Here is a 19396-nt window from a genome sequence, read left to right as displayed (position 1 = left end):
GACGAGAGCCCCCCGCCTGTCGGCGGGGGGCTCTCGTTGCTTCGTGGCCACTACTGACGCTTCCTGCCCGTTGCAACGGGCAGGGAGTGCAGGGATCCCCGCTGGAGCGGGGATCCCTGCACCCACCTCACAGGGTGAACTTGCCGACCAGGTCCCGCAGCTCGCCTGCGATGCCGGTCAGCTCGGTGGCCGACGTCAGCGTGTTCTGGGCACCCTCGCGGGTGTCCGCGGCTGCGGTGGCAACCTGGGTGACGTCCTCGGCGATGCCGTTGGCACCGGCCGCCGCCTCGGTGACCGAGCGCGCGATCTCGTTGGTCGTCGCGGTCTGCTCCTCCACGGCCGAGGCGATCGTCGACTGGATGTCGTTGATCTTCGCGATGACGTCGGCAATCCGGCTGATCGCGGAGACGGCACCCTGGGTGTCGCTCTGGATGGCCTCGATCTTCTGGCCGATCTCCTCGGTGGCCTTGGCGGTCTCCTTGGCCAGCTCCTTGACCTCGTTGGCGACGACCGCGAAGCCCTTGCCGGCGTCCCCGGCGCGTGCTGCCTCGATGGTCGCGTTCAGCGCGAGGAGGTTGGTCTGCTGGGCGATCGAGGTGATCACCTTGATGACCTGACCGATCTCGGCACTGGACTCGCCCAGCGACGCGACGGTGCCCTGCGCCTCGGAGGCGACGGTGACCGCGTCGGTGGCCACGGTGGCCGCCTCGGTGGCGTTCTTGGCGATCTCGCGGATCGAGGCCGTCATCTCCTCGGCGGCCGTGGCCACCGTCTGGATCGAGGCCGAGACCTGGACCGAGGCGCTCGAGGCAGAGGCTGCGCGGTCGGACGTCATCGACGCCCCCTCGCCCATGCCCTCGGCCAGCGAGGTGAGCTGGCCGGCAGCGGCGGCCAGCGTCTCCGCCGTACCCCCGATGTTGCCCATGCTCGTGCGCAGGGTGGTCAGGAGCGAGCGCAGTCCGTCGGCAACCCGGCCGACGGCGTCGTCGCCCTCGATGGCGAGCTCGCGGGTCAGGTCACCCTCGGCCGCGGCGGAGACCACGTCGAGGATCATCTGGACCTTGGCGGTCATCTCGGCAGCGGCCTCGCGGTCCGCGGTCTCCCGGTTGATCCGGCTCATGGCCTGGGAGACCAGACGGCCCACGTTGCGCAGGGCCTCGAGGCGCTGCGGGCTCGGGTCGAGGGTGACGGTCGCGAAGAAGTCCATCGTGCCGACGACCTCGCCGTCGACGATGACGGGGAAGCAGACACCGGACTTCACGCCGACCTGCTGGGCGATCGGGGCCCGCACGCAGTCGGTCATCTCGCCGATGTCGGGCGTGAAGAACAGGTCGCGCTGCGCCCAGGCTCGGCCGGAGAGGCCGACGCCCTCGGCGAAGGACGCCTGCAGGGTCACTCGACGAAACTCGGGGCCGGCGTCGCCGGACTCGCGGTCGAACTTCAGCAGGCGGTCCGCCGGGTCGACCTTCCAGAAGGATCCGTAGACCCAGCCGAACTCGCTGCGCACCGTGTCGAGGGCGTCCTGCACGGCCACGTCGATGTCCGATGCGGACGACAGCGAGGACAGGACCTTGTTGACCGCGGTCGTGTCGGCGGCCGACTCGGCGCCCTCGCGCTCGGCGCGCAGCCGGTCGGTGACGACCTCCCACGTCGCCATCGCACCGATGTAGGCACCGTCGGCGTCGGTGATCGCGCTCACGAGGAGATCCAGGGTCTCGTTGCCGACGCTGATGTTGGCGCGACGCGGCAGGTGCTCGGCGGTGGCCAGCAGACCGCGCTGGTAGGCCGGGTTCTTGTGGAACACGTCGAGGCTCGATCCGACGACCTCGTCGGCGCGGACCGGCAGCACTCCTTCGAGGCTGCGCAAGGTGTCGAGGGAGGCCGGGTTCATGTAGCGGATGACGTAGTCACGGTCCGCGAACATCATGTTCGTCGGGCTGTTCTCCATCATCGACAGGGCGATCGACTCGGCGCTGGTGTCGACCTCCACCTGCTCGACGGGTGCAGGAGCAGGGGCTGTCGTCCGCGGGCGCACAGCGCGCGCAGACTTGGCGGGCCCGGTGCCGTTCACCGGCACGTCCAGGGTCTCGGTCACGGGGTTCCTCCGGTGTTGTAGGGCGTGGTCGCTACGTCGACCGCGCGATCTGCGTCGAGGACGAGAAGGATGGCGTCGGGCAGCGGGCGAACCTCGCGCACGACGTCCTGGACGTCCCTCGGCATGTTCGATGGGGCCGGCTGGGCATCCACGCCGGCGGTGTCGATCACGTCCCCGATGTCGTCGACGAGGAGGCTGACCACCTCGCCGCGACTGCGGACGATCACGTTCATGGGGACCTGGCCCTCGGGGCGGGCCGGGAGGCGGAGCCGCTTGCGCAGGTCCACCGCGGTGACGATCTGGCCACGCAGGTTGATCAGGCCGGTCACGGCCTCGTCAGCGCGCGGGACCGGGGTCATCGGCTGGTGCCGCAGCACCTCCTGCACCTCGTCCACGGCGACGCCGAAGTAGAGGTCGGCGACCCAGAAGGTGCAGTACTGCTCGGCCGTACGCGTCGAGGCGACGGTGCTGGCGCTGGTGCTCATGCCGGCATCCCCGAACGGGCGACGACTGCTTCGAGGTCCACCAGGTCGGTGACCCGGTCCTGCACCACGGCGCTGCCGGTGACACCGGCACGCCGCCCGACCTGGCTCGCGGTGACGACGACGTCGACCACGTCGAGGACCCGGTCGATCACGATGCCGATTGCCCCGCCGGCCGCATCACCCGTCTCGTGCACGACGACGCTGAGCTGCTCGCCTCGATCGCTGGTGTCCGTGAGGCCGATCGCGGTCGCCAGGCGCACCAGCGGCAGGATCCCGTCGCGGTACTGCACGACCTCGGCCGTGCCGCTCCGCTCGATCCGGTCGCGGCCGAACTCCTCGAGCCGCGCGACCGCCGTCAACGGCAGTGCCGCACGCCGGCCGTCGGCCACCTCGAGCACCAGCAGGGCGGTGCGGTCGTCGACCACACCCTGCCGCGCGTCGGTGGTCTCGGCCTGGACTGCACCGACACCCGCCATGGAGGCGATCCCGGCCACGTCGAGGATCAGCGCGACCCGTCCGTCGCCCATGATCGTCGCGCCGGCGTACATCGCCAGTGACTTCAGCTGGCGCCCGATCGGCTTGACCACGATCTCCTGGGTGTCGTGGACATCGGCGACGCAGAGCCCGAACCGGACGTCGTCGGACTGGAGCACGACGACGGTCAGCGCCTGGCCGTCCATCGGCGGTCCACCGAGGGCCTCGGCGAGCGAGACCAGCGGCAGCAGCTTGCCGCGCAGGCGCAGGACCGGCGCACCAGCGAGGTCCTCGACCTGGCGACGCAGGTCGTCACCCTCGATGCGGACCAGCTCGACCAGGTTGGCCTGCGGGATCGCATAACGCTCACCGCCCTCCCCCACGACCAGTGCCGGGATGATGGCCAACGTCAGCGGGATCCGGACCCGGGTGGTGGTGCCGCGACCGACCTCGGAGGTCACGTCGACGCTGCCGCCGATGCGCTCGATGTTGGTGCGCACGACGTCCATGCCGACGCCGCGACCGGAGATGTTGGAGACGGCGGCAGCGGTCGAGAATCCGGGGCGGAAGATCAGGCCGAGGATCTCCCGGCTGTCCATCCGGGCCAGGCGGTCGGCGGTGACGACGCCGCGCTCGAGGGCGACCGCAGCAATGCGCTGGGGGTCGATGCCCTTGCCGTCGTCGGCGATCTCGACGACGACCTGTCCGGACTCGTGATAGGCCCGCAGGCTCAGCGTTCCCTTGGCCGGCTTGCCTGCCGCGACCCGGTCCTCGGGGCGCTCGATGCCGTGGTCGAGGGAGTTGCGGACCAGGTGCGTCAGCGGGTCCTTGACCGCCTCCAGCAGGCTGCGGTCCAGCTCGGTCTCGTGACCCTCCATCACCAGCTCGACCTCGCGGCCCAGCTGGTGCGACAGGTCGCGGACGACGCGCGGCAGCTTCGACCACACCTGGCCGATGGGCTGCATGCGGGTCTTCATCACCGACTCCTGCAGCTCGCTGGCCACCAGGTCGAGGCGCTGGCTGGCGCGGACCAGCTCGATGTCCTCGGAGGTGAGGCTGCGCTGCAGGAGCTGGTTGCGGGTGAGCACCAGCTCGCCCACCAGGTCCACGAGGTCGTCGAGCAGGTCGACGTCCACGCGGACCGAGGCCTCGACCGCCGTACGACGCTCGCCGACATCGGCCACGGTCGCCTCGGCAACGGGCTCCGGGGTGGGCTCGGGGTTGAGCTCCGGGGTGGGCTCGGGAGCCAGCTCGAGCGTGGGCTCGGGCTCCGGGACTGCTTCCGGAGTGGGCTCGGGCTCACCCAAGGGCTCGGCAAGGGACTCGTCCTGCGGAGCCGCGGAGGAGGCCGCCGGGGACACGACCGGCTCCTCCGCAGCTCCGCCGAGGGCCCCGCTGTCGTCGGAAGGGGACGACAGCAGGCCTTCGAGCACCGAGACGACGGGCACGACGTCGACCGACGGGTCGGTGTCGCGGCTCGTGCGCTCGATGAGTTCGAGGAGGGCGCGGACGGTGTCGACCATCGAGAGCAGGCCCTCGGTGATCGGCGGGGTCATCTCCGCCTCGCCGTCGCGCAACCGCGACAGCAGGGTCTCCCCCACGTGGGTCAGCTGTTCCAGGCGGTTGAAGGCCAGGAACCCGCTGGTGCCCTTGATCGTGTGGATCGTGCGGAAGATGCTCGAGAGCCGGTCCCTTGAATCGGGCTGCTGCTCGAGCTCGACCAGGTCACGGTCCAGTTGGTCCAGGTTCTCGTGAGACTCCACGAGGAACTCGGCGATGATCTCTGCGTCGTCGTCCATCGGTCCCTCCCTTCCGCGCTGTCCATCGGCGCCGGCAGGGAGCGGATGAGGCGGGTTGCAGGAGTCGGGACCAGGTCCCGGGCACGGGGCCTGGTCCAGGACCTGGCCCAGGGCGCGCCACCACCCCGCCGATGGTGATCACTCGGCGGGGACTGTCGTTCTCAGTGGTCGATGACGCGGGGTGGGTCGAGGGCTCTCGTGCCGCCGGGTCCGACGAGGAAGAGCCGCCCGTGCGGGCTGGTCCAGAGGAAGTGCCCGGGTGCGAGGCTCAGATAGCGCCATTCACTGAAGGTCTTGGCGCGGTGATGTCGTCTGCAGAGTGGGTGGAGGTTGCAGGGGCAGGTGGGTCCGCCCTTGCGATGTGGGATCTCGTGGTCGATGTCGCACTTGACGGCGGGGGTGGTGCAGTTGGGGAAGCTGCAGGTGTGGCGCCGCGACCTGACCCGGTGCTTGTGCCGGTCGGGGATCTCGTAGGAGTCCACCGGGACGCAGTCGGCCAGGTTGATGACCGGGCGCACGATGATGCTGGTGGTCTCCCGTGAGCGGAGCCACTGCTTGATCTGTGCGGTGGTGACCGGCTTGTCGCCCCACCTGCCGACGGGGTTCTCACCGGTGAGGGTGGTGTCGGTGATGTGGAGATCCATCACGACCTTGCGACCGGCGGAACGGACGGTGACCTCACCGGTGGTCTCGTCGGTGGTCAGCAGGTCCAGTGCCAAGTCACGACGCGCGATCGCACCGACTGCCTGTGCTCGGCGGGCGTCGAGGGAACCCTCGTCGCCGAGCCGTCCTCGAACTTCTGCCTCGCGGGCGATGGCGGTGTTGAAGTCGTGGCCGTCCGCGACATCGACCACTGCGGTGATGAGGGCGTTGCCGTGCTCATCGACCTCGGAGACCTCGCAGAACCGGTGCTCCTGCGCCTTCTGGCGCTCGGCCTCGGCTCGTTCGGGGTCGAACCGGATGATCGCTTCGGTGATGAGCCGGTCGAGCTGCGCCCAGCCCACATTCCCCACAGCCGCGAGCTGGCGATCCACGAACGCGGCCGCGTCTGGTGTCAGTGACCTGGTCTGGTCGGCGATGCGGTGGGCCTTGTACGGCGGGATCCGGCCCGCGATGACGGAGGCGTAGACCGACGGGAGGCGCCAGGCGCACTCGATGATCCGTCCGACGTGCATCCGACCACCGTCAGGGGTGCGGCCCAGGACGGCGATGAGCTCCATCAGCTCGAACTCGCTGACCAGTGGGGCGCGGGGCCGGCGATCGAAACACCCGGGTGCCCCACAGCCAGAGGTCTCGAGACGGCCGCGGGCGGCCTCCTCGACCAACGGGCCACGACAGCGCGACCCGGCCGTCCGCCGTACCCATTCGTCRTTGTCGGCGGCGTCCCCGGTGGTCGAGGAGGTCGCGCAGCGACCGTCTCGAGACCAGGCGACCCGGTGCCGGAACCCGCCCACAGGCAAGCAAGTGCACCACGGCCAGAGGTCTCGAGACGGCCGCGGGCGGCCTCCTCGACCAACGGGCCACGACAGCGCGACCCGGCCGTCTGCCGTACCCATTCGTCATTGTCGGCGGCGTCCCCGKTGGTCGAGGAGGTCGCGCAGCGACCGTCTCGAGACCTGGTGACCCGGTGCCGGGACCAGGCGTGGGGAGGCGGGTGCATCGGAGCGGGTGGTCTCGAGACGGCCGCGGGCGGCCTCCTCGACCAACGGTGGACGACAGCCCGTCGCCGTACCCACTCGTCGCTGCTCCACGGAACGCAACCCCCGACCGACCCGGCCGACGGACGAGTCCCTGCACCGGAGCCGAAGGCCTCGATACGCCGCTCGTTCCTCGCGGGGTACTCGACCAACGACCGAGCTGCGGTGTCAGCGGAGGTCGGCGACGACGAACCGGCGCTCGAGCGAGGGTGAGCCGATGACACTCATCGTGAGGACCTCGGTGGAGGCGCCGATGTAGATGCCTCCGCCGTAGCGGGTGCCGTCACGAAGGCCGGCGGTGAGGCTGAAGCGGCCGTCGGCGTCGCTGGTGAAGAGCTCTGGCTTGGGAGCGAGGTCGTCCTCCTTCAGCGTGATCCGGTAGTCCTGGTTGGCGCGCAGGCCGGTGACGCTGACGTTGATCCAGACGCAGGGACGGCCTGCGAACTCCTTGCTCGGGTTCTCGCAGTCGGGCTCGCCGCGCTGGAGAGAGATGGCGGGGGCGGCGGCGCGACCGCAGACCTCGTCCTCCTGACCCGGGGTGCGGAGCCCGTCAGCAACGGCGACCAGTCGCAGGGTGGCGCAGGCGCGCCCGCGCCCGACGGCGGTGGGCAGCTCGATGACGGACTCGGCGGGCACCCACTGCGCGTCGACCTGCTGCTCGACCACGACCTGCACACCGGGGTCGCTGGCCGGCAGGTCGACGTCGATGGTGACCGTGCGCTCACCCCGGGTGACCTCGGCATCGACGGCGGAGGGTGCAGCCGGCGCCGTCGGCTCGGTCGTCGACGATGAGTCGTCGGCGCTCGGTCCGGTGGGGGTGTCCTCGTCCCGGCTGATCCACCAGGCCGCTCCCGCGATGGCAGCGACCACGGCGACCACGGCCGCCAGGGAGGCCGCGACCCGGCCGGTACGACGCGGGCCGGTCGCGGCGACGGGACGGGCAGCAGTGGTCGGCGCCGTGCTCGATGCCGGCACTCCCGGCGACGGGGGCGGCGGTGGAGGCGGCAGGCTGGGGTCGATCGCCGGGGTGGCGTACTTCGTCACGACGGCCCGGAGCCGCTCGGCCAGGGCGGCAGCCGTGGCAACCCGGTCGCCCGGCTCCTTGGCCATGCACTCGGTGATGATCGCGTCGAGCTCGGGCGCCGCAGGGAGGCCGCGGGGCAGGCTCGGCACCGGTGCGTTCAGGTGGGCGTTGGCGGTCTGGAACACCGTGCCCTCGAAGGGCGCGCGGCCGACGAGCACGTTGTAGAGCAGGCAGCCCATCGCGTAGATGTCGGAGGCGACGGTGGCCGGCTGACCGAGGTGGCGCTCGGGGGCCATGAAGTGGGGGCTGCCGATGACCCCGCCGGTCGCGGTCAGCGAGAGGTCCTCGGTCACCGCGATCCCGAAGTCACCGAGGACGGGCTGCAGAACGCCGGCCCGGCGCCAGAGCAGGACGTTGCCCGGCTTGATGTCACGGTGGATCACACCGGCGGCATGCGCGTCCGCGAGTCCCTCGGCCAGCTGCGCCATCAGTCCCGCCGCCTGCAGTGGTGACATCGTCGAGTGCGAGACCAGCCACTCGGCGAGGTCGCCGTCGCCGAGGAAGTCGGTGACGAGGTAGAAGGTGCCGTCCTCGTCGCCGTAGTCGTAGACGACGACGATGTGCGGCGAGCGGAGCCGGGCGAGGATCGCGGCCTCACGCTCGAAGCGACGCACGAAGTCCTCGTCGGCGAGCTCGGCGCGGATCATCTTGACCGCGACGGTGCGGTCGAGCACGCGGTCCCGGCCGCGGTACACGACACCCATGCCGCCACTGCCGACGACCTGCAGCAGCTCGTAGCGGCCCGCCACGACGCGCAGAGGTTCGCCCGCCCCGGGACCGGTCATGCCCGAGACCTCATCGCACGTAGTAGGCGCAGGTCACGGCGGACGCACGCGTCCAGCCGCCCTCGGCGACCGGCGCGGGCTGGTTGTTCCTCGTCGAGACCAGGTCGGTCGACACGGTCGGCACGACCGGCGGCGGTGCCGGCTGCGGGCGCACCACCTTGACCCGCACGGCGCGGTCCGACATCCCGGGGCGCATGGCACCGGAGCCGGAGATGCGGATCGCGAAGCGCCACGTGCCGAGCGTGGCCGCGCGCGGCACGCGGTAGGACACCGAGAAGGCACCGGAGGACGTCGTACGACCGGTGACACCGGTGGCGCGCAGGAAGCCCGAGCCGGGGCTCTTGGCGTAGAGCGCGAACGATCGGCTGCCCGGGGAGTCGACGTCGCCACGCAGCGTCACGACCTTGCCGCGGGGGACGGTCCGGGTGAGTCGGGTGAAGTCGACGGCGCCCGTGGCGACGGCCGCGTAGTACTGCGAAGTCTGCCCGGTCGTCGTGTCGCGGACGTGCAGGTAGCCCGTGCTGCGCACGGGAACCTTCGTCACCGAGGACGGACCACCCGGGACGGTGGCCGACCGCAGTGCGGTACCGACCCCCGTGGCAGTCGAGGAGTAACGGATGGTGATCGGTCCGGTCGAGCGACGCCACACTCGAAGGCTCGCGTAGGGATAGGTGCGCGTCGTGACGGCGCAGTTGCGATCGCCTCCGACCAGCGGTGTCGTGGCCCGGTAGAAGTGCGGGCGCGCCTGCGCGCGCCACAGCGCCTCGAGCCCGGCCGCTCTCGCCAGGATCACTGCACGGGCCGCCCGGTCTGTCCTCGAACGGCCGAGAACGCAAGCCACGACCTCCACGTCGTCGGGGAAGCCTCCGTTGACGCAGTCGCGGACCAGGGTGTCGTTGCGGAAGATCTCGACCTTCTTGCTTCCCGCCAGGTCCACCACGGACCGGTCGTAGTGGAGCGTCAGCTGTCCGCTGGTCGGCACGTGGGCCGTGTCGACCTCGACCTGCGGCTGCAGGTCGCCCGCCTGGTCGATCACGAGCTCCTCGGAGACCGAGACCGTCGCGGATTCCTGATCCACCTCGACGGTGGCGTTCTGTTGATCCGTGGCGGTCGTGGACGGCAGGCACACCCCGCCCACCTTGTCCTCCACACAGGTGCCGGTGCCGAGCGAGGCACCGGCGGCCAGGGCCGCCCGGGCCGCGTCGCCGTTGGCGATGTTCAGCGTGCCGGAGTCGACCAGCACGGCACCGTCCCCGCTGTACGACGCGTTGATCGAGCTGACTCCGGCCCCGCCGTCCTTGTGCACCGTGCCGTTGTTGACGAAGTCGGCCAGGGTCGAGGTGGCGTTGGCCCGGCCTTCGAACACGTTGCCGTCACTGGCGAAGGTGAGCGTGCCGTTGTCGTCGATCTCGATCGTGGTGTCGCGGTCGGCCGCGACGTACCCCTTGCCGGTGATGTCGAGCGCCCCGCCCGAGGCGATCTGGACGGTGTAGCCGTCGAACAGGTTCGTGCCCCGTCCCAGGACGTCGAGGTCGCCACCAGAGGTGACCACGAGGCGGCCACTCGTCGAGATGCCTGCGCAGGCATCGATGACCTCGCCGACCGGGAAGTTCGCACAGAAGTCGTTGTCGAGCGCGCCGACCGGGGAGGACGACTCACCCCACACCACGGTGCCGGACACGTCGATCTGGCCGGGCCCGCCCAGGGTGCCGCCGCGCAGCTTGACGGTCGCGGTGCTGCCGATCGTCGACACGGCCGTGCCCTCGGGGGCATAGACCATCACCCGCGAGCCGGTGCCCGCCACGAGGGTCGCCCCGCTGACCTCGATGGCCTGCATGTGGACGTGCACGTTCGAGTCGAGGGTGATCGTCGGGTTGTCGAGGGGAGCGATGCAGATGAAGCCGGTCAGGCTGTCATCGGTGGTCGCATCCGCGCCGTAGTAGGTCGGGATCCCGTCCTCGTCAGGCGCGCCCGCGACCTGCCAGTTCGCCGCGGTCATCCACTTGCCATCGGCTCCGCCGCCGGTCCAGGTGAAGAGGGTCTGTCCTCCAGTCGGCGTGACTGCACACGCCGACACGGCACCCGCCGGCGAGGCCGACAGCGCAGCGAGCACCGGGACGACCACCGCGGTGGCCACGACAATCGAAACGATCCGACGAACGGTCATGGCGCTGCTCCCCCAGAGTCTGTCCCGAGACCCACCAGGAGGATAGGTCCGCCGCAGCTCCGACGGACAGCAGTTCCGGGGTTTGGCCGAGCCGGTCTAGCCCAGCGCCAACCGTTCGCGTACGACGTCCGCGAGCCGGTTCGCGACCGCGTCGGCCTGCTCGGCGGTGGCGGCCTCCACCATCACGCGCACGAGCGGCTCGGTGCCCGAGGGACGCAGCAGGACGCGGCCCGACTCACCGAGCTCGGACTCCGCCTCGGCCACCGCTGCGAGCAGGGCGACGTCGTCGGTGCGGGTGCGGTCGACGCCACCCACGTTGACGAGCACCTGCGGCAGGCGGGTCATCACGGCGGCCAGGTCGGCGATGCTCGAGCCGGTCGCGACCATCCGGTGGACGACCTGCAGGGCGGTCAGGACACCGTCGCCGGTGGTGGCGTGGGCGCTCATGATCACGTGACCGGACTGCTCGCCCCCGAGGGAGTAGCCACCGGCCTTCATGTCCTCAAGGACGTAGCGGTCGCCGACCGCGGTCTGCCGCACGACGACGCCGGCAGCCGTGAGGGCCTGGACGAAGCCGAGGTTGGACATCACCGTCGCGACGACGGTGTCGTCGACGAGCAGTCCCTGCTCACGCAGGGAGAGCGCGAGGATGGCGAGGATCTGGTCGCCGTCGACCACGTTGCCGCCGGCGTCGACGGCCAGGCAGCGGTCGGCGTCGCCGTCGAGCGCGAAGCCGACGTCGGCGCCGTGCTCGACCACGGCCTTCTGGAGCACCTCGAGGTGGGTCGAGCCGCAGCCGTCGTTGATGTTGAGGCCGTCGGGCTCGGCGCAGATCGCGACGACGTCCAGGCCCGCGTCGCGCAGGGCCCGGGGGCCGGCGACCGAGGCCGCGCCGTGGGCGCAGTCGACGACCACCTTCAGCGCAGGCCGGCCCGCCGCAGGGGCGAGGTGGCCGACGGTCGCGACCAGGTGGGCGACGTACTCGTCGATCGCCGTCGGGTGCGGGGTGACCCGGCCGACGTCGCCACCGACAGGGCGCTCCCACGGCTCCTCGAGGCGCGCCTCGATGGCGTCCTCGATCACGTCGTCGAGCTTGAGGCCACCGCGCGAGAGGAACTTGATCCCGTTGTCGGGCATGGCGTTGTGGGAGGCGGAGAGCATCACGCCGAGGTCGGCGCCGAGGGCACCGGTCAGGTGGGCGACACCGGGTGTGGGCAGCTCACCGAGGAGCAGCACGTCCACACCTGCCGAGGCGAGGCCGGCGACGACGGCCGCCTCGAGGAACTGCCCGGAGATGCGGGTGTCACGGCCGACGACCGCCAATGGCCGGTGGCCGGCGAAGGCGCCGCGCTCGGCCAGCACGTGCGCTGCGGAGACCGAGAGGTCCAGCGCGAGCTCGGCGGTCAGGTCGGCGTTGGCGAGGCCACGGACGCCGTCGGTCCCGAAGATGCGGGCCACGTTCACTCCTTCGAGAGGGAGGCGAGGAAAAACGCAGCGACGGAGCCACGGACCGCAGCAGCGGTGCGTGGCCCCGTCGTCGATTCGCCGTAGGGCGAGATCAGCGCTTGCTGTACTGCGGAGCCTTGCGGGCCTTCTTGAGACCGGCCTTCTTGCGCTCCACCGCACGGGCGTCGCGGGTCAGCAGACCGGCCTTCTTCAGGGTCGCGCGGTTGGCGTCGAGGTCGATCGCGTTGAGCGAGCGGGCCACGCCGAGGCGCAGCGCGCCGGCCTGGCCGGTGATGCCGCCGCCGTGGATCCGGGCGATCACGTCGAAGCGGCCCTCGAGGCCGAGAGCCGCGAACGGCTCGTTGACGACCTGCTGGTGCAGCTTGTTGGGGAAGTAGTCGTCGATGGTGCGGCCGTTGATGGTCCACGTGCCGGTGCCGGGCACGAGGCGGACGCGGGCGACGGCCTCCTTGCGACGGCCGGTGGCAGCACCGGGAGCAATGGTCGCGGGAACGGCGGAAGCCTCGGCGGAGCCGGAGGTCTCGCTCGTGTAGGCGACACCCTGCTCGTCGCTCTCGAAGGTCTCCTCGACCTCGGTGGTGTTCTCAGTCACTTGAATAAGTCCTAGTCAGCTCGGTCGAGAAGTCACTGGGAGATCTGGGAGATCTCGTAGGGCACGGCCTTCTGGGCCTCGTGGGGGTGAGCCGGGCCGTTGTAGACCTTCAGCTTCTTGATGATCTGTCGACCGAGGCGGTTCTTCGGCAGCATGCCCCAGACGGCCTTCTCGACGGCCTTGCGGGCGTCCTTGTCGATGACGTCGCCGATCGGGGTGGCGGTGAGGCCACCCGGGAAGCCGGAGTGGCGGTAGACCATCTTGTTGGTCCGCTTGTTGCCGGACAGCGCGACCTTGTCGGCGTTGATGATGATGACGAAGTCACCGGTGTCGGCGTTCGGCGCGAAGATCGGCTTGTGCTTGCCGCGCAGCAGGGTGGCGGCGGTCACCGCGAGCCGACCGAGGACCACGTCCGTCGCGTCGATCACGAGCCAGGCGCGCTCGACGTCACCGGGCTTGGGAGCGTAGGTACGCATGATGCGTTCCCTCTCTCTAGTTCGTACCCTCCAGCGGACACTGGCGGGTGGTGCTCCCCGGGATGAACCGGGGGGCGACGTCCTCTGACGAACTCAGCCCGGCCCACACATGCTCGTCTCACGACGATCCATGGGCGATCCGGGACTGCCCCGGGTTCGATGTGACGCGAACTCCGGAGCGGCAGGTGACGCGACCTATGAGGGTACGGGCGGCGTTCGGGCACGGTCAAAACGCCGTACGACCTCGCGGGGCCGCCTCGTCGACCGCGTCGTTGTGACCTGTGCCACACTCTGCCACCCGGGGGCGGGCATCGGAGGAGGAGACATGGACTCAGGGCTGGTGTCGGTGGGTCTGCCGGCCGCGCTGGCGATCATCATGTTCGGGCTCGGGATGTCCCTGACCCCGGCGGACTTCCGTCGGATCGGCACCGCGCCGAAGCCGGTGGCGATCGCCCTGGCGGCGCAGCTGCTGCTGCTCCCCCTGGTCTGCTTCGGCCTGGTCGTGCTGCTGGACCTGGACCCGCTGCTGGCCGTCGGGATGATGCTGCTCGCGGCCTCCCCGGGAGGTACGACGGCCAATCTCTTCAGCCACCTGTTCCGCGGCGACGTCGCGCTCAACATCACGCTGACCGCGGTCAACTCGCTGATCGCCGTCATCAGCCTGCCGTTGGTGGTGAACTTCGCCGTCGGCTGGTTCGAGCCCGCGGGAGCCGACGACATCGGCCTCCAGCTGGGCAAGACCGCTCAGGTCTTCGCGATCGTCCTGGTCCCGGTCGCGATCGGGATGGTGGTGCGGCACACCCGCCCCGGCTTCGCCGACCGCGCCGACCGTCCGGTGCGGATCGCCTCGGCGATCGTGCTCGCCGCCGTCATCGTCGGGGCCCTGCTCGGCGAGCGGGAGAACCTCGGCGACTACCTCGCCGACGTCGGGCTGGCCACCTCTCTCTTCTGCGCGATCAGCCTGGCTGTCGGCTACGCCCTGCCCCGACTGGCCGGTGTGGCCGAGAAGCAGGCCCTGTCCTCGGCGTTCGAGGTCGGGATCCACAACAGCACGCTGGCCATCGCGGTCGCCCTCAGCGTGCTGGACAACGACACCCTGGCGATCCCCGCAGCGGTGTACGGCGTCCTGATGTTCCCGCTCGCACTGCTGGCCGGCTGGTTGCTCTCCCGAGGGCACCGAACTCACGCTTCGGGACACCGGGTTTCGGCCGATTGACGTCTCCGACTAGGTTGGCAGGGTGACTGAATCCCTGACCGTACGCGACAACCGGACGGGCGCGGAGTACGAGATCCCGATCGTCGACGGCACCATCAAGGCCGCCGACCTCGGGCAGATCAAGCTCAACGACGAGGAGCCGGGTCTCGCGACCTACGACCCCGGCTTCGTCAACACCGCCTCGTGCCGAAGCTCCATCACCTACATCGATGGAGAGAAGGGCATCCTCGAGTACCGCGGCTACCCGATCGAGCAGCTCGCGGAGAAGTCCAACTTCCTCGAGGTGGCCTATCTCCTGATCCACGGCGACCTGCCCTCCAAGGAGCAGTACGAAGCCTGGGTCCACGAGATCACCTTCCACACGTTCGTGCACGAGAACGTGAAGGGCTTCATGCAGGGGTTCCGGTACGACGCGCACCCGATGGGGATGCTGATGGCGTCGGTCGGGGCCCTTTCCACTTTCTACCCCGAGTCGAGCCGCATCGACGACCCGGACAACCGCCACATCCAGATCGTGCGGATGATCGCCAAGATGCCGACCCTCGGCGCCTGGTCGTTCCGCCACGCGCAGGGCAAGCCCTACGTCTACCCGGACAACGAGCTGTCCTACGCCGAGAACTTCCTCTCGATGCTCTTCAAGATGAGCGAGACGAAGTACGCCGCCGACCCGCGGATCGCGAAGGCGCTCGACGTGCTGTTCATCCTGCACGCCGACCACGAGCAGAACTGCTCGACCAACGCCGTCCGCTCGGTGGGCTCCTCGCAGGTCGACCCCTACTCCGCCGTCGCCGCCGGCATCGGCGCCCTGTTCGGCCCGCTGCACGGTGGCGCCAACGAGGCCGTGCTGAAGATGCTGCGCCGCATCGGCACCGTCGAGAACATCCCTGCGTTCATCGAGGGCGTCAAGAACGGCGAAGAGCGCCTGATGGGCTTCGGCCACCGGGTCTACAAGAACTTCGACCCGCGCGCCAAGATCATCAAGAAGGCCTGCGACGACGTCTTCGAGGTCACCGGGGTCAACCCGCTCCTCGCCGTCGCCAAGGAGCTCGAGAAGATCGCGCTCGAGGACGAGTACTTCATCAAGCGCAAGCTCTACCCCAACGTGGACTTCTACTCCGGCCTGATCTACGAGGCCCTGGAGTTCCCGCCCGAGATGTTCACCGTCCTCTTCGCGATCGGCCGGGCTCCCGGCTGGCTCGCGCAGTGGCTGGAGCTCGTCCAGGACAAGGAGCAGAAGATCGCTCGCCCCAAGCAGATCTACACCGGCCCGCGGACGCTCGACTTCGTCTCGGCCGAAGAGCGCTGGGCCTGAACCTGACGACGCGTCGGTCCTGAGGGGCGCCAGATGCGTGTGGCCGTGGTCGGCCTCGGTGCTGCCGGGGCCGCCACGGCCTGTCTGCTTTTCGACCGCGGCCACGACGTGTGCCTCGTCGAGCAGGCCGAGGACCCGCGGCCCGTGGGTGCCGGGATCTGGTTGCAGGCCCTCGGCCAGCAGGTGCTGGACCGGCTCGACCTGCTGGCTCCCCTGCACCAGGTGTCGCGCGAGGTCAGCCGGGTGCGGATGGAGGGCCGGGGCGGGCGCCTCCTCGCCGACATCGGGTACGACGCCCTGCCGGGCTCCACACCGGCGCTGGGCCTGCACCGCGGCGACCTGTTCAGCCTGATGTTCGCCGCCGTCAGGGAGCGCGGGATCCGGCTGGAGCTGGGGGCTCGCGTCACCTCCGTCGAGCCCCGCACCGGCGGCATCGCCATCACGGTGGAGGACCCGGGCGGACCCGATGCCCGCGACCTGGGCCGCTTCGACCTCGTCGTCGGCGGCGACGGCGCCCGCTCCCGCGTGCGGGACTCGCTGGGGCTGACCGCCCGGGACCGGCCCTACGGCTACGGCGCGCTCTGGGCGGTGGTCCCGGACGCCGGGCAGTGCGGCGACACGCTCTACCAGCGGATGGACGGGACCCGCCGCTACCTGGGAGTCCTGCCGACCGGGCGCGACCGGGCGTCGCTGTTCTGGTCCGAGCGCGTCGAGGAGATGGACGGCGTGCTCGCCGCCGGGCTCGACGCATGGCGGGAACGGGCCCGCCCGCTCGCCGGGCCGCATGCCCCGCTCCTCGATGCGGTGACCGAGCTGCTCCCGGCGACGTACCGCTCGGTGAGGGTGCGCTCGTCGTACCGCATCGTCGGCGGCGGCCGCAGCGCCGGCGTGCTCCTCGGCGACGCGGCGCACGCGATGAGCCCGCAGCTGGGCGCCGGCACCTCGCTGGCCCTCGCGGACGCCTGGACCCTCGCCGCAGCCCTGGACCGCGGGAAGGACGGTCTCACGGCCGCCCTGGAGTGGTACGACGACCAGCGCCGCGCGCACGTGCGGTGGTACCAGTGGTGGACGCGCCTGATGATGCCGGTCTTCCAGAGCGACCTGAGTGCCCTCGCTCTCCCCCGCGACGCACTCGCTCCGCTGGTGGCGCGCACCCCCGGCGTGCCGCGACTCCTCGCCGGCACGCTCAGCGGCGACCGGACCTCACCGCGACGGGTGTGGCGACTTCCCTGACCCCGCAGCCGAGGTCAGCGGCGACGCGCGACCCGGACGGCCGGACTCCACTCGCTCGACCCGGCGTAGAGGTTGGTGGCACGGACCCGGCAGGTCACCGCTCCGTTGTTGCGCATCGTCACCGAGACTCGGGGATGGGCGTAGGTGCGGTCGACCCCGTTGCACCGCAACGTGTACGACGTCGCGCGGGCCCGCTCGCTCCAGCGGGCCACGACGTGGGAGCCGTCGCGCCGCAGCCGCAGGGTGGGCGTGGCGGGTCGACGGGCGGGGGCGAAGATGTTGCCCGCCAGGATCGGGTTGGCCTGGATCGAGAGGCCCAGCGCCTGCAGGGAGGACGCCATCATCGAGGCGATCTTCTCCTCGCCGCGGCGGATCGGGTGGAGGTCGTCGTAGGTGTCGGCCCGGCTGTAGGGGTCACGCATCTGGGCGAGCACGATCCTCGAGCGTGAGGTCGAGTAGGCCGCGGCGAAGCGCGGCAGCAGCTCGTTGAGGCGGGCGACGTCGCGCGACATCCACGTCCAGGCCAGTCGCCCGATCACGATGTCCACGTCGGGGTTCTGCGCCCGCGCCTGGAGCAGCCAACGGGTGTAGGAGGCGATCACCTGGGCCGGCGTGCGGCCCTCGCGCAGGTCGTTGGTCCCCCACAGGGCCACGATGATGCCGGGCTGGTAGCGGTGCACGAGCGTGCCGATCGACAGGTAGCCGATCGACGGGTCGGGCTCACCCAGGGTGGCCCCGGCGACCCCGGCGTGGTTGTAGTCGAAGTTGGGGTCGGTGTAGCGCGACGGGTCCTGCGAGGCGGCGGTCATCGACAGTGCCGGTCCGGTCTTGTTGCCGACGAGGTCGACCGTGCCCTGGGCACCGGCGGCGACGAACCGCTTCCAGAGGAAGTAGCGCCAGGAGTAGCCGCCCGACGGGCCGGACTTCCCGCGCCCCTGGGTGATCGAGTCGCCGACGATCAGGATCCGGGTCGGGCTGGCCGCCTCGGCAGCCACGGCACCCGAGGCAGCGGGCGCAGGCGTGACGGGAGCCGTCGAGGCCAGGAGCGCCAGAAGCGCTCCCGCCGCCGCAATGGAGAAGCGATGCCACATCGTCCCAGGTCCCCCCTGATCAAACGCCCTGCTCCAGCGCCACGATCGAGGGCATTCAGAGGACTCGGTGATGTTAGGTGATCCGGATCGGCTTCGCGGCCTTTTCGCGTCAGGTCACCCTGCCGGGTACGCCGGCAGCCCGGTCTCGAACAGCCACGGGTGGAGCAGCGCCGCGACGTCGGTGCCGGTGCGTTCCGAGGCGAAGGTGAGGAACTCCTCGGTGGTGGCCGACCGGCCGTCGTACGCCGCCACCCAGGCCTGCAGCAGGTCGAAGAAGGCGTCGTCGCCGAGATCGGCGCGCAGCGCGTGCAGCGTCAGCGCACCGCGCTTGTAGACCCGGTCGTCGAACATCAGGGCCGCGCCGGGGTCGGCGAGCAGCAGGTCCTGCTCGTCGTCGGCGAGCCGCTCGTGGTGGTGCCGGGCCCAGCCGTCGCAGCTGCGCGGACCACCGGACTCCTCGGACCAGAGCCATTCGCTGTAGCAGGCGAATCCTTCGTGCAGCCAGATGTCCTGCCAGCGCGCGAGGGTCACGGCGTTGCCGAACCACTGGTGCGCCAGCTCGTGGGCCACCAGTCGCACATGGGACCAGTCGGCCGTGCAGAAGTTGCGGCCGAAGGTCGACAGACCCTGGCTCTCGAGGGGGATCTCGAGCTCGTCGTCGGTGATGACAGCGGTGTAGGCGTCGAACGGGTAGGGCCCGAAGACGGTCTCGAAGTAGGCGAGCATCGCGCCCTGCTGGTCGAAGGACCCCTCCAGGTCGACGTCCGGCGGTGCCACCGTGGCGACCGGCGGGCGGGTGTCGTGGTCGGTCACGACGTAGCGCCCGATCTGCGCGGTGGCGAGGTAGGTCGCCATCGGCCGGTCCATCACGTAGGTCCAGGTCTCGCCGCTCGCCCCGCGCCGCCGGTCGACCAGGAGACCGTTGGCGACCACCGTGTAGCCCGAGGGCGCGGCGATCGCGGTGCGGTAGGTGGCCTTGTCGTCGGGCCGGTCGTTGCAGGGGAACCAGGTCGGCGCACCGTGGGGTTGGCCGGCGACGATGACGCCGTCGGTCAGCTCCTCCCAGCCGGCGTCCTCGTGGTGCTCGTCCATGGTCGGACGGGGCACGCCGGCGTAGGCGATGGTGACGGTGAGCTCGGTGTCGGCCGCGACCGCGCGGTCCAGCTGCAGCACCAGGCGGTCCTGGCGGGCCGACCACTTCTTCAGCCGCGCTCCGTCCACGCGCACCTTGGTCGCCTCGAGGTGGGCGAGGTCGAGGACCAGGCGCGCGGTCTCCTCGAGGACGGTGACCTCCAGCGTGGCCGTGCCGCGCAGCCGGTTGCCCTCCAGGACGTAGGCCAGGTCGAGGTCGTAGTGACGGACGGCGTACGACGGGTCGCCGTGTCCGGGGAGATAGGGGTCTGCTGTCGGCAGATGGGGCACG

The 19396-nt window shown here is 70.6% G+C and carries 14 protein-coding genes; 3 read left to right on the top strand and 11 right to left on the bottom strand.

Going from position 1 to position 19396, the window contains the following annotated elements:
• Positions 1-127: 127 nt before the first annotated feature.
• The 9 genes from ASE01_RS07995 to rplM all read right to left on the bottom strand — a co-directional run bounded on the left by ASE01_RS07995 (position 128) and on the right by rplM (position 13121).
• Positions 128-2095: a methyl-accepting chemotaxis protein gene (locus ASE01_RS07995; protein ID WP_235535911.1), complete on the bottom strand. Its 1968-nt coding sequence runs from the start codon at positions 2093-2095 to the stop codon at positions 128-130.
• The gene (locus tag ASE01_RS07990) at positions 2092-2580 is read right to left on the bottom strand and encodes a chemotaxis protein CheW (RefSeq protein ID WP_056749645.1); all 489 of its coding nucleotides are present in this window, start codon (positions 2578-2580) and stop codon (positions 2092-2094) included. Before ASE01_RS07990 ends, ASE01_RS07995 begins: the two co-directional genes overlap by 4 nt.
• Positions 2577-4853, bottom strand: a complete 2277-nt coding sequence (locus tag ASE01_RS07985; protein WP_056749644.1) for a chemotaxis protein CheA — start codon at positions 4851-4853, stop codon at positions 2577-2579. The genes ASE01_RS07990 and ASE01_RS07985 overlap by 4 nt, the downstream gene beginning before the upstream one ends.
• Positions 4854-5014: 161 nt before the next feature.
• A complete protein-coding gene (locus ASE01_RS07980; RefSeq protein WP_056749643.1) occupies positions 5015-6073 on the bottom strand; it encodes an HNH endonuclease signature motif containing protein in 1059 nt (352 codons plus the stop codon).
• 645 nt (positions 6074-6718) lie between these two features.
• Positions 6719-8419 carry a serine/threonine-protein kinase gene (locus ASE01_RS07975; protein ID WP_056749642.1) on the bottom strand — a complete coding sequence of 567 codons (1701 nt, stop codon included), beginning with the start codon at positions 8417-8419 and terminating at the stop codon, positions 6719-6721.
• 10 nt (positions 8420-8429) lie between these two features.
• Positions 8430-10586 carry a hypothetical protein gene (locus tag ASE01_RS07970; RefSeq protein ID WP_157537167.1) on the bottom strand — a complete coding sequence of 719 codons (2157 nt, stop codon included), beginning with the start codon at positions 10584-10586 and terminating at the stop codon, positions 8430-8432.
• A 96-nt stretch (positions 10587-10682) separates the two neighbouring features.
• Positions 10683-12044, bottom strand: coding sequence for a phosphoglucosamine mutase (gene glmM / locus ASE01_RS07965; protein ID WP_056749640.1), 1362 nt, complete (start codon positions 12042-12044; stop codon positions 10683-10685).
• A gap of 100 nt (positions 12045-12144) precedes the next feature.
• The gene (gene rpsI / locus ASE01_RS07960; RefSeq protein ID WP_056749639.1) at positions 12145-12645 is read right to left on the bottom strand and encodes a 30S ribosomal protein S9; all 501 of its coding nucleotides are present in this window, start codon (positions 12643-12645) and stop codon (positions 12145-12147) included.
• Positions 12646-12677: 32 nt separating this feature from the next.
• On the bottom strand, positions 12678-13121 hold the full coding sequence (rplM, locus tag ASE01_RS07955; protein WP_056749638.1) for a 50S ribosomal protein L13: 444 nt from the start codon (positions 13119-13121) through the stop codon (positions 12678-12680).
• Positions 13122-13446: 325 nt separating this feature from the next.
• Here rplM and ASE01_RS07950 point away from each other — a divergent pair, with 325 nt between their 5' ends.
• Genes ASE01_RS07950 through ASE01_RS07940 form a run of 3 tightly spaced genes read left to right on the top strand, consistent with a single transcriptional unit; the run spans position 13447 to position 16882 of the window.
• On the top strand, positions 13447-14337 hold the full coding sequence (locus ASE01_RS07950) for a bile acid:sodium symporter family protein (protein ID WP_056749637.1): 891 nt from the start codon (positions 13447-13449) through the stop codon (positions 14335-14337).
• Positions 14338-14359: 22 nt separating this feature from the next.
• Positions 14360-15649 (top strand): citrate synthase, encoded by a 1290-nt coding sequence (locus tag ASE01_RS07945; RefSeq protein WP_056749636.1) that lies wholly within the window; start codon positions 14360-14362, stop codon positions 15647-15649.
• A gap of 33 nt (positions 15650-15682) precedes the next feature.
• Positions 15683-16882 carry an FAD-dependent oxidoreductase gene (locus ASE01_RS07940; protein ID WP_056749635.1) on the top strand — a complete coding sequence of 400 codons (1200 nt, stop codon included), beginning with the start codon at positions 15683-15685 and terminating at the stop codon, positions 16880-16882.
• A 14-nt stretch (positions 16883-16896) separates the two neighbouring features.
• On the opposite strand, the gene ASE01_RS07935 is transcribed toward ASE01_RS07940, so the two are convergent.
• Positions 16897-17973 carry a GDSL-type esterase/lipase family protein gene (locus ASE01_RS07935; protein WP_056749634.1) on the bottom strand — a complete coding sequence of 359 codons (1077 nt, stop codon included), beginning with the start codon at positions 17971-17973 and terminating at the stop codon, positions 16897-16899.
• A gap of 114 nt (positions 17974-18087) precedes the next feature.
• On the bottom strand, positions 18088-19395 hold the full coding sequence (locus ASE01_RS07930) for a M1 family metallopeptidase (RefSeq protein WP_056749633.1): 1308 nt from the start codon (positions 19393-19395) through the stop codon (positions 18088-18090).
• Position 19396: the final 1 nt, after the last annotated feature.

Source organism: Nocardioides sp. Root190 (assembly GCF_001428565.1).
Classification (GTDB): Bacteria; Actinomycetota; Actinomycetes; order Propionibacteriales; family Nocardioidaceae; genus Nocardioides.
This window is presented reverse-complemented; position numbering and strand designations above follow the sequence as displayed.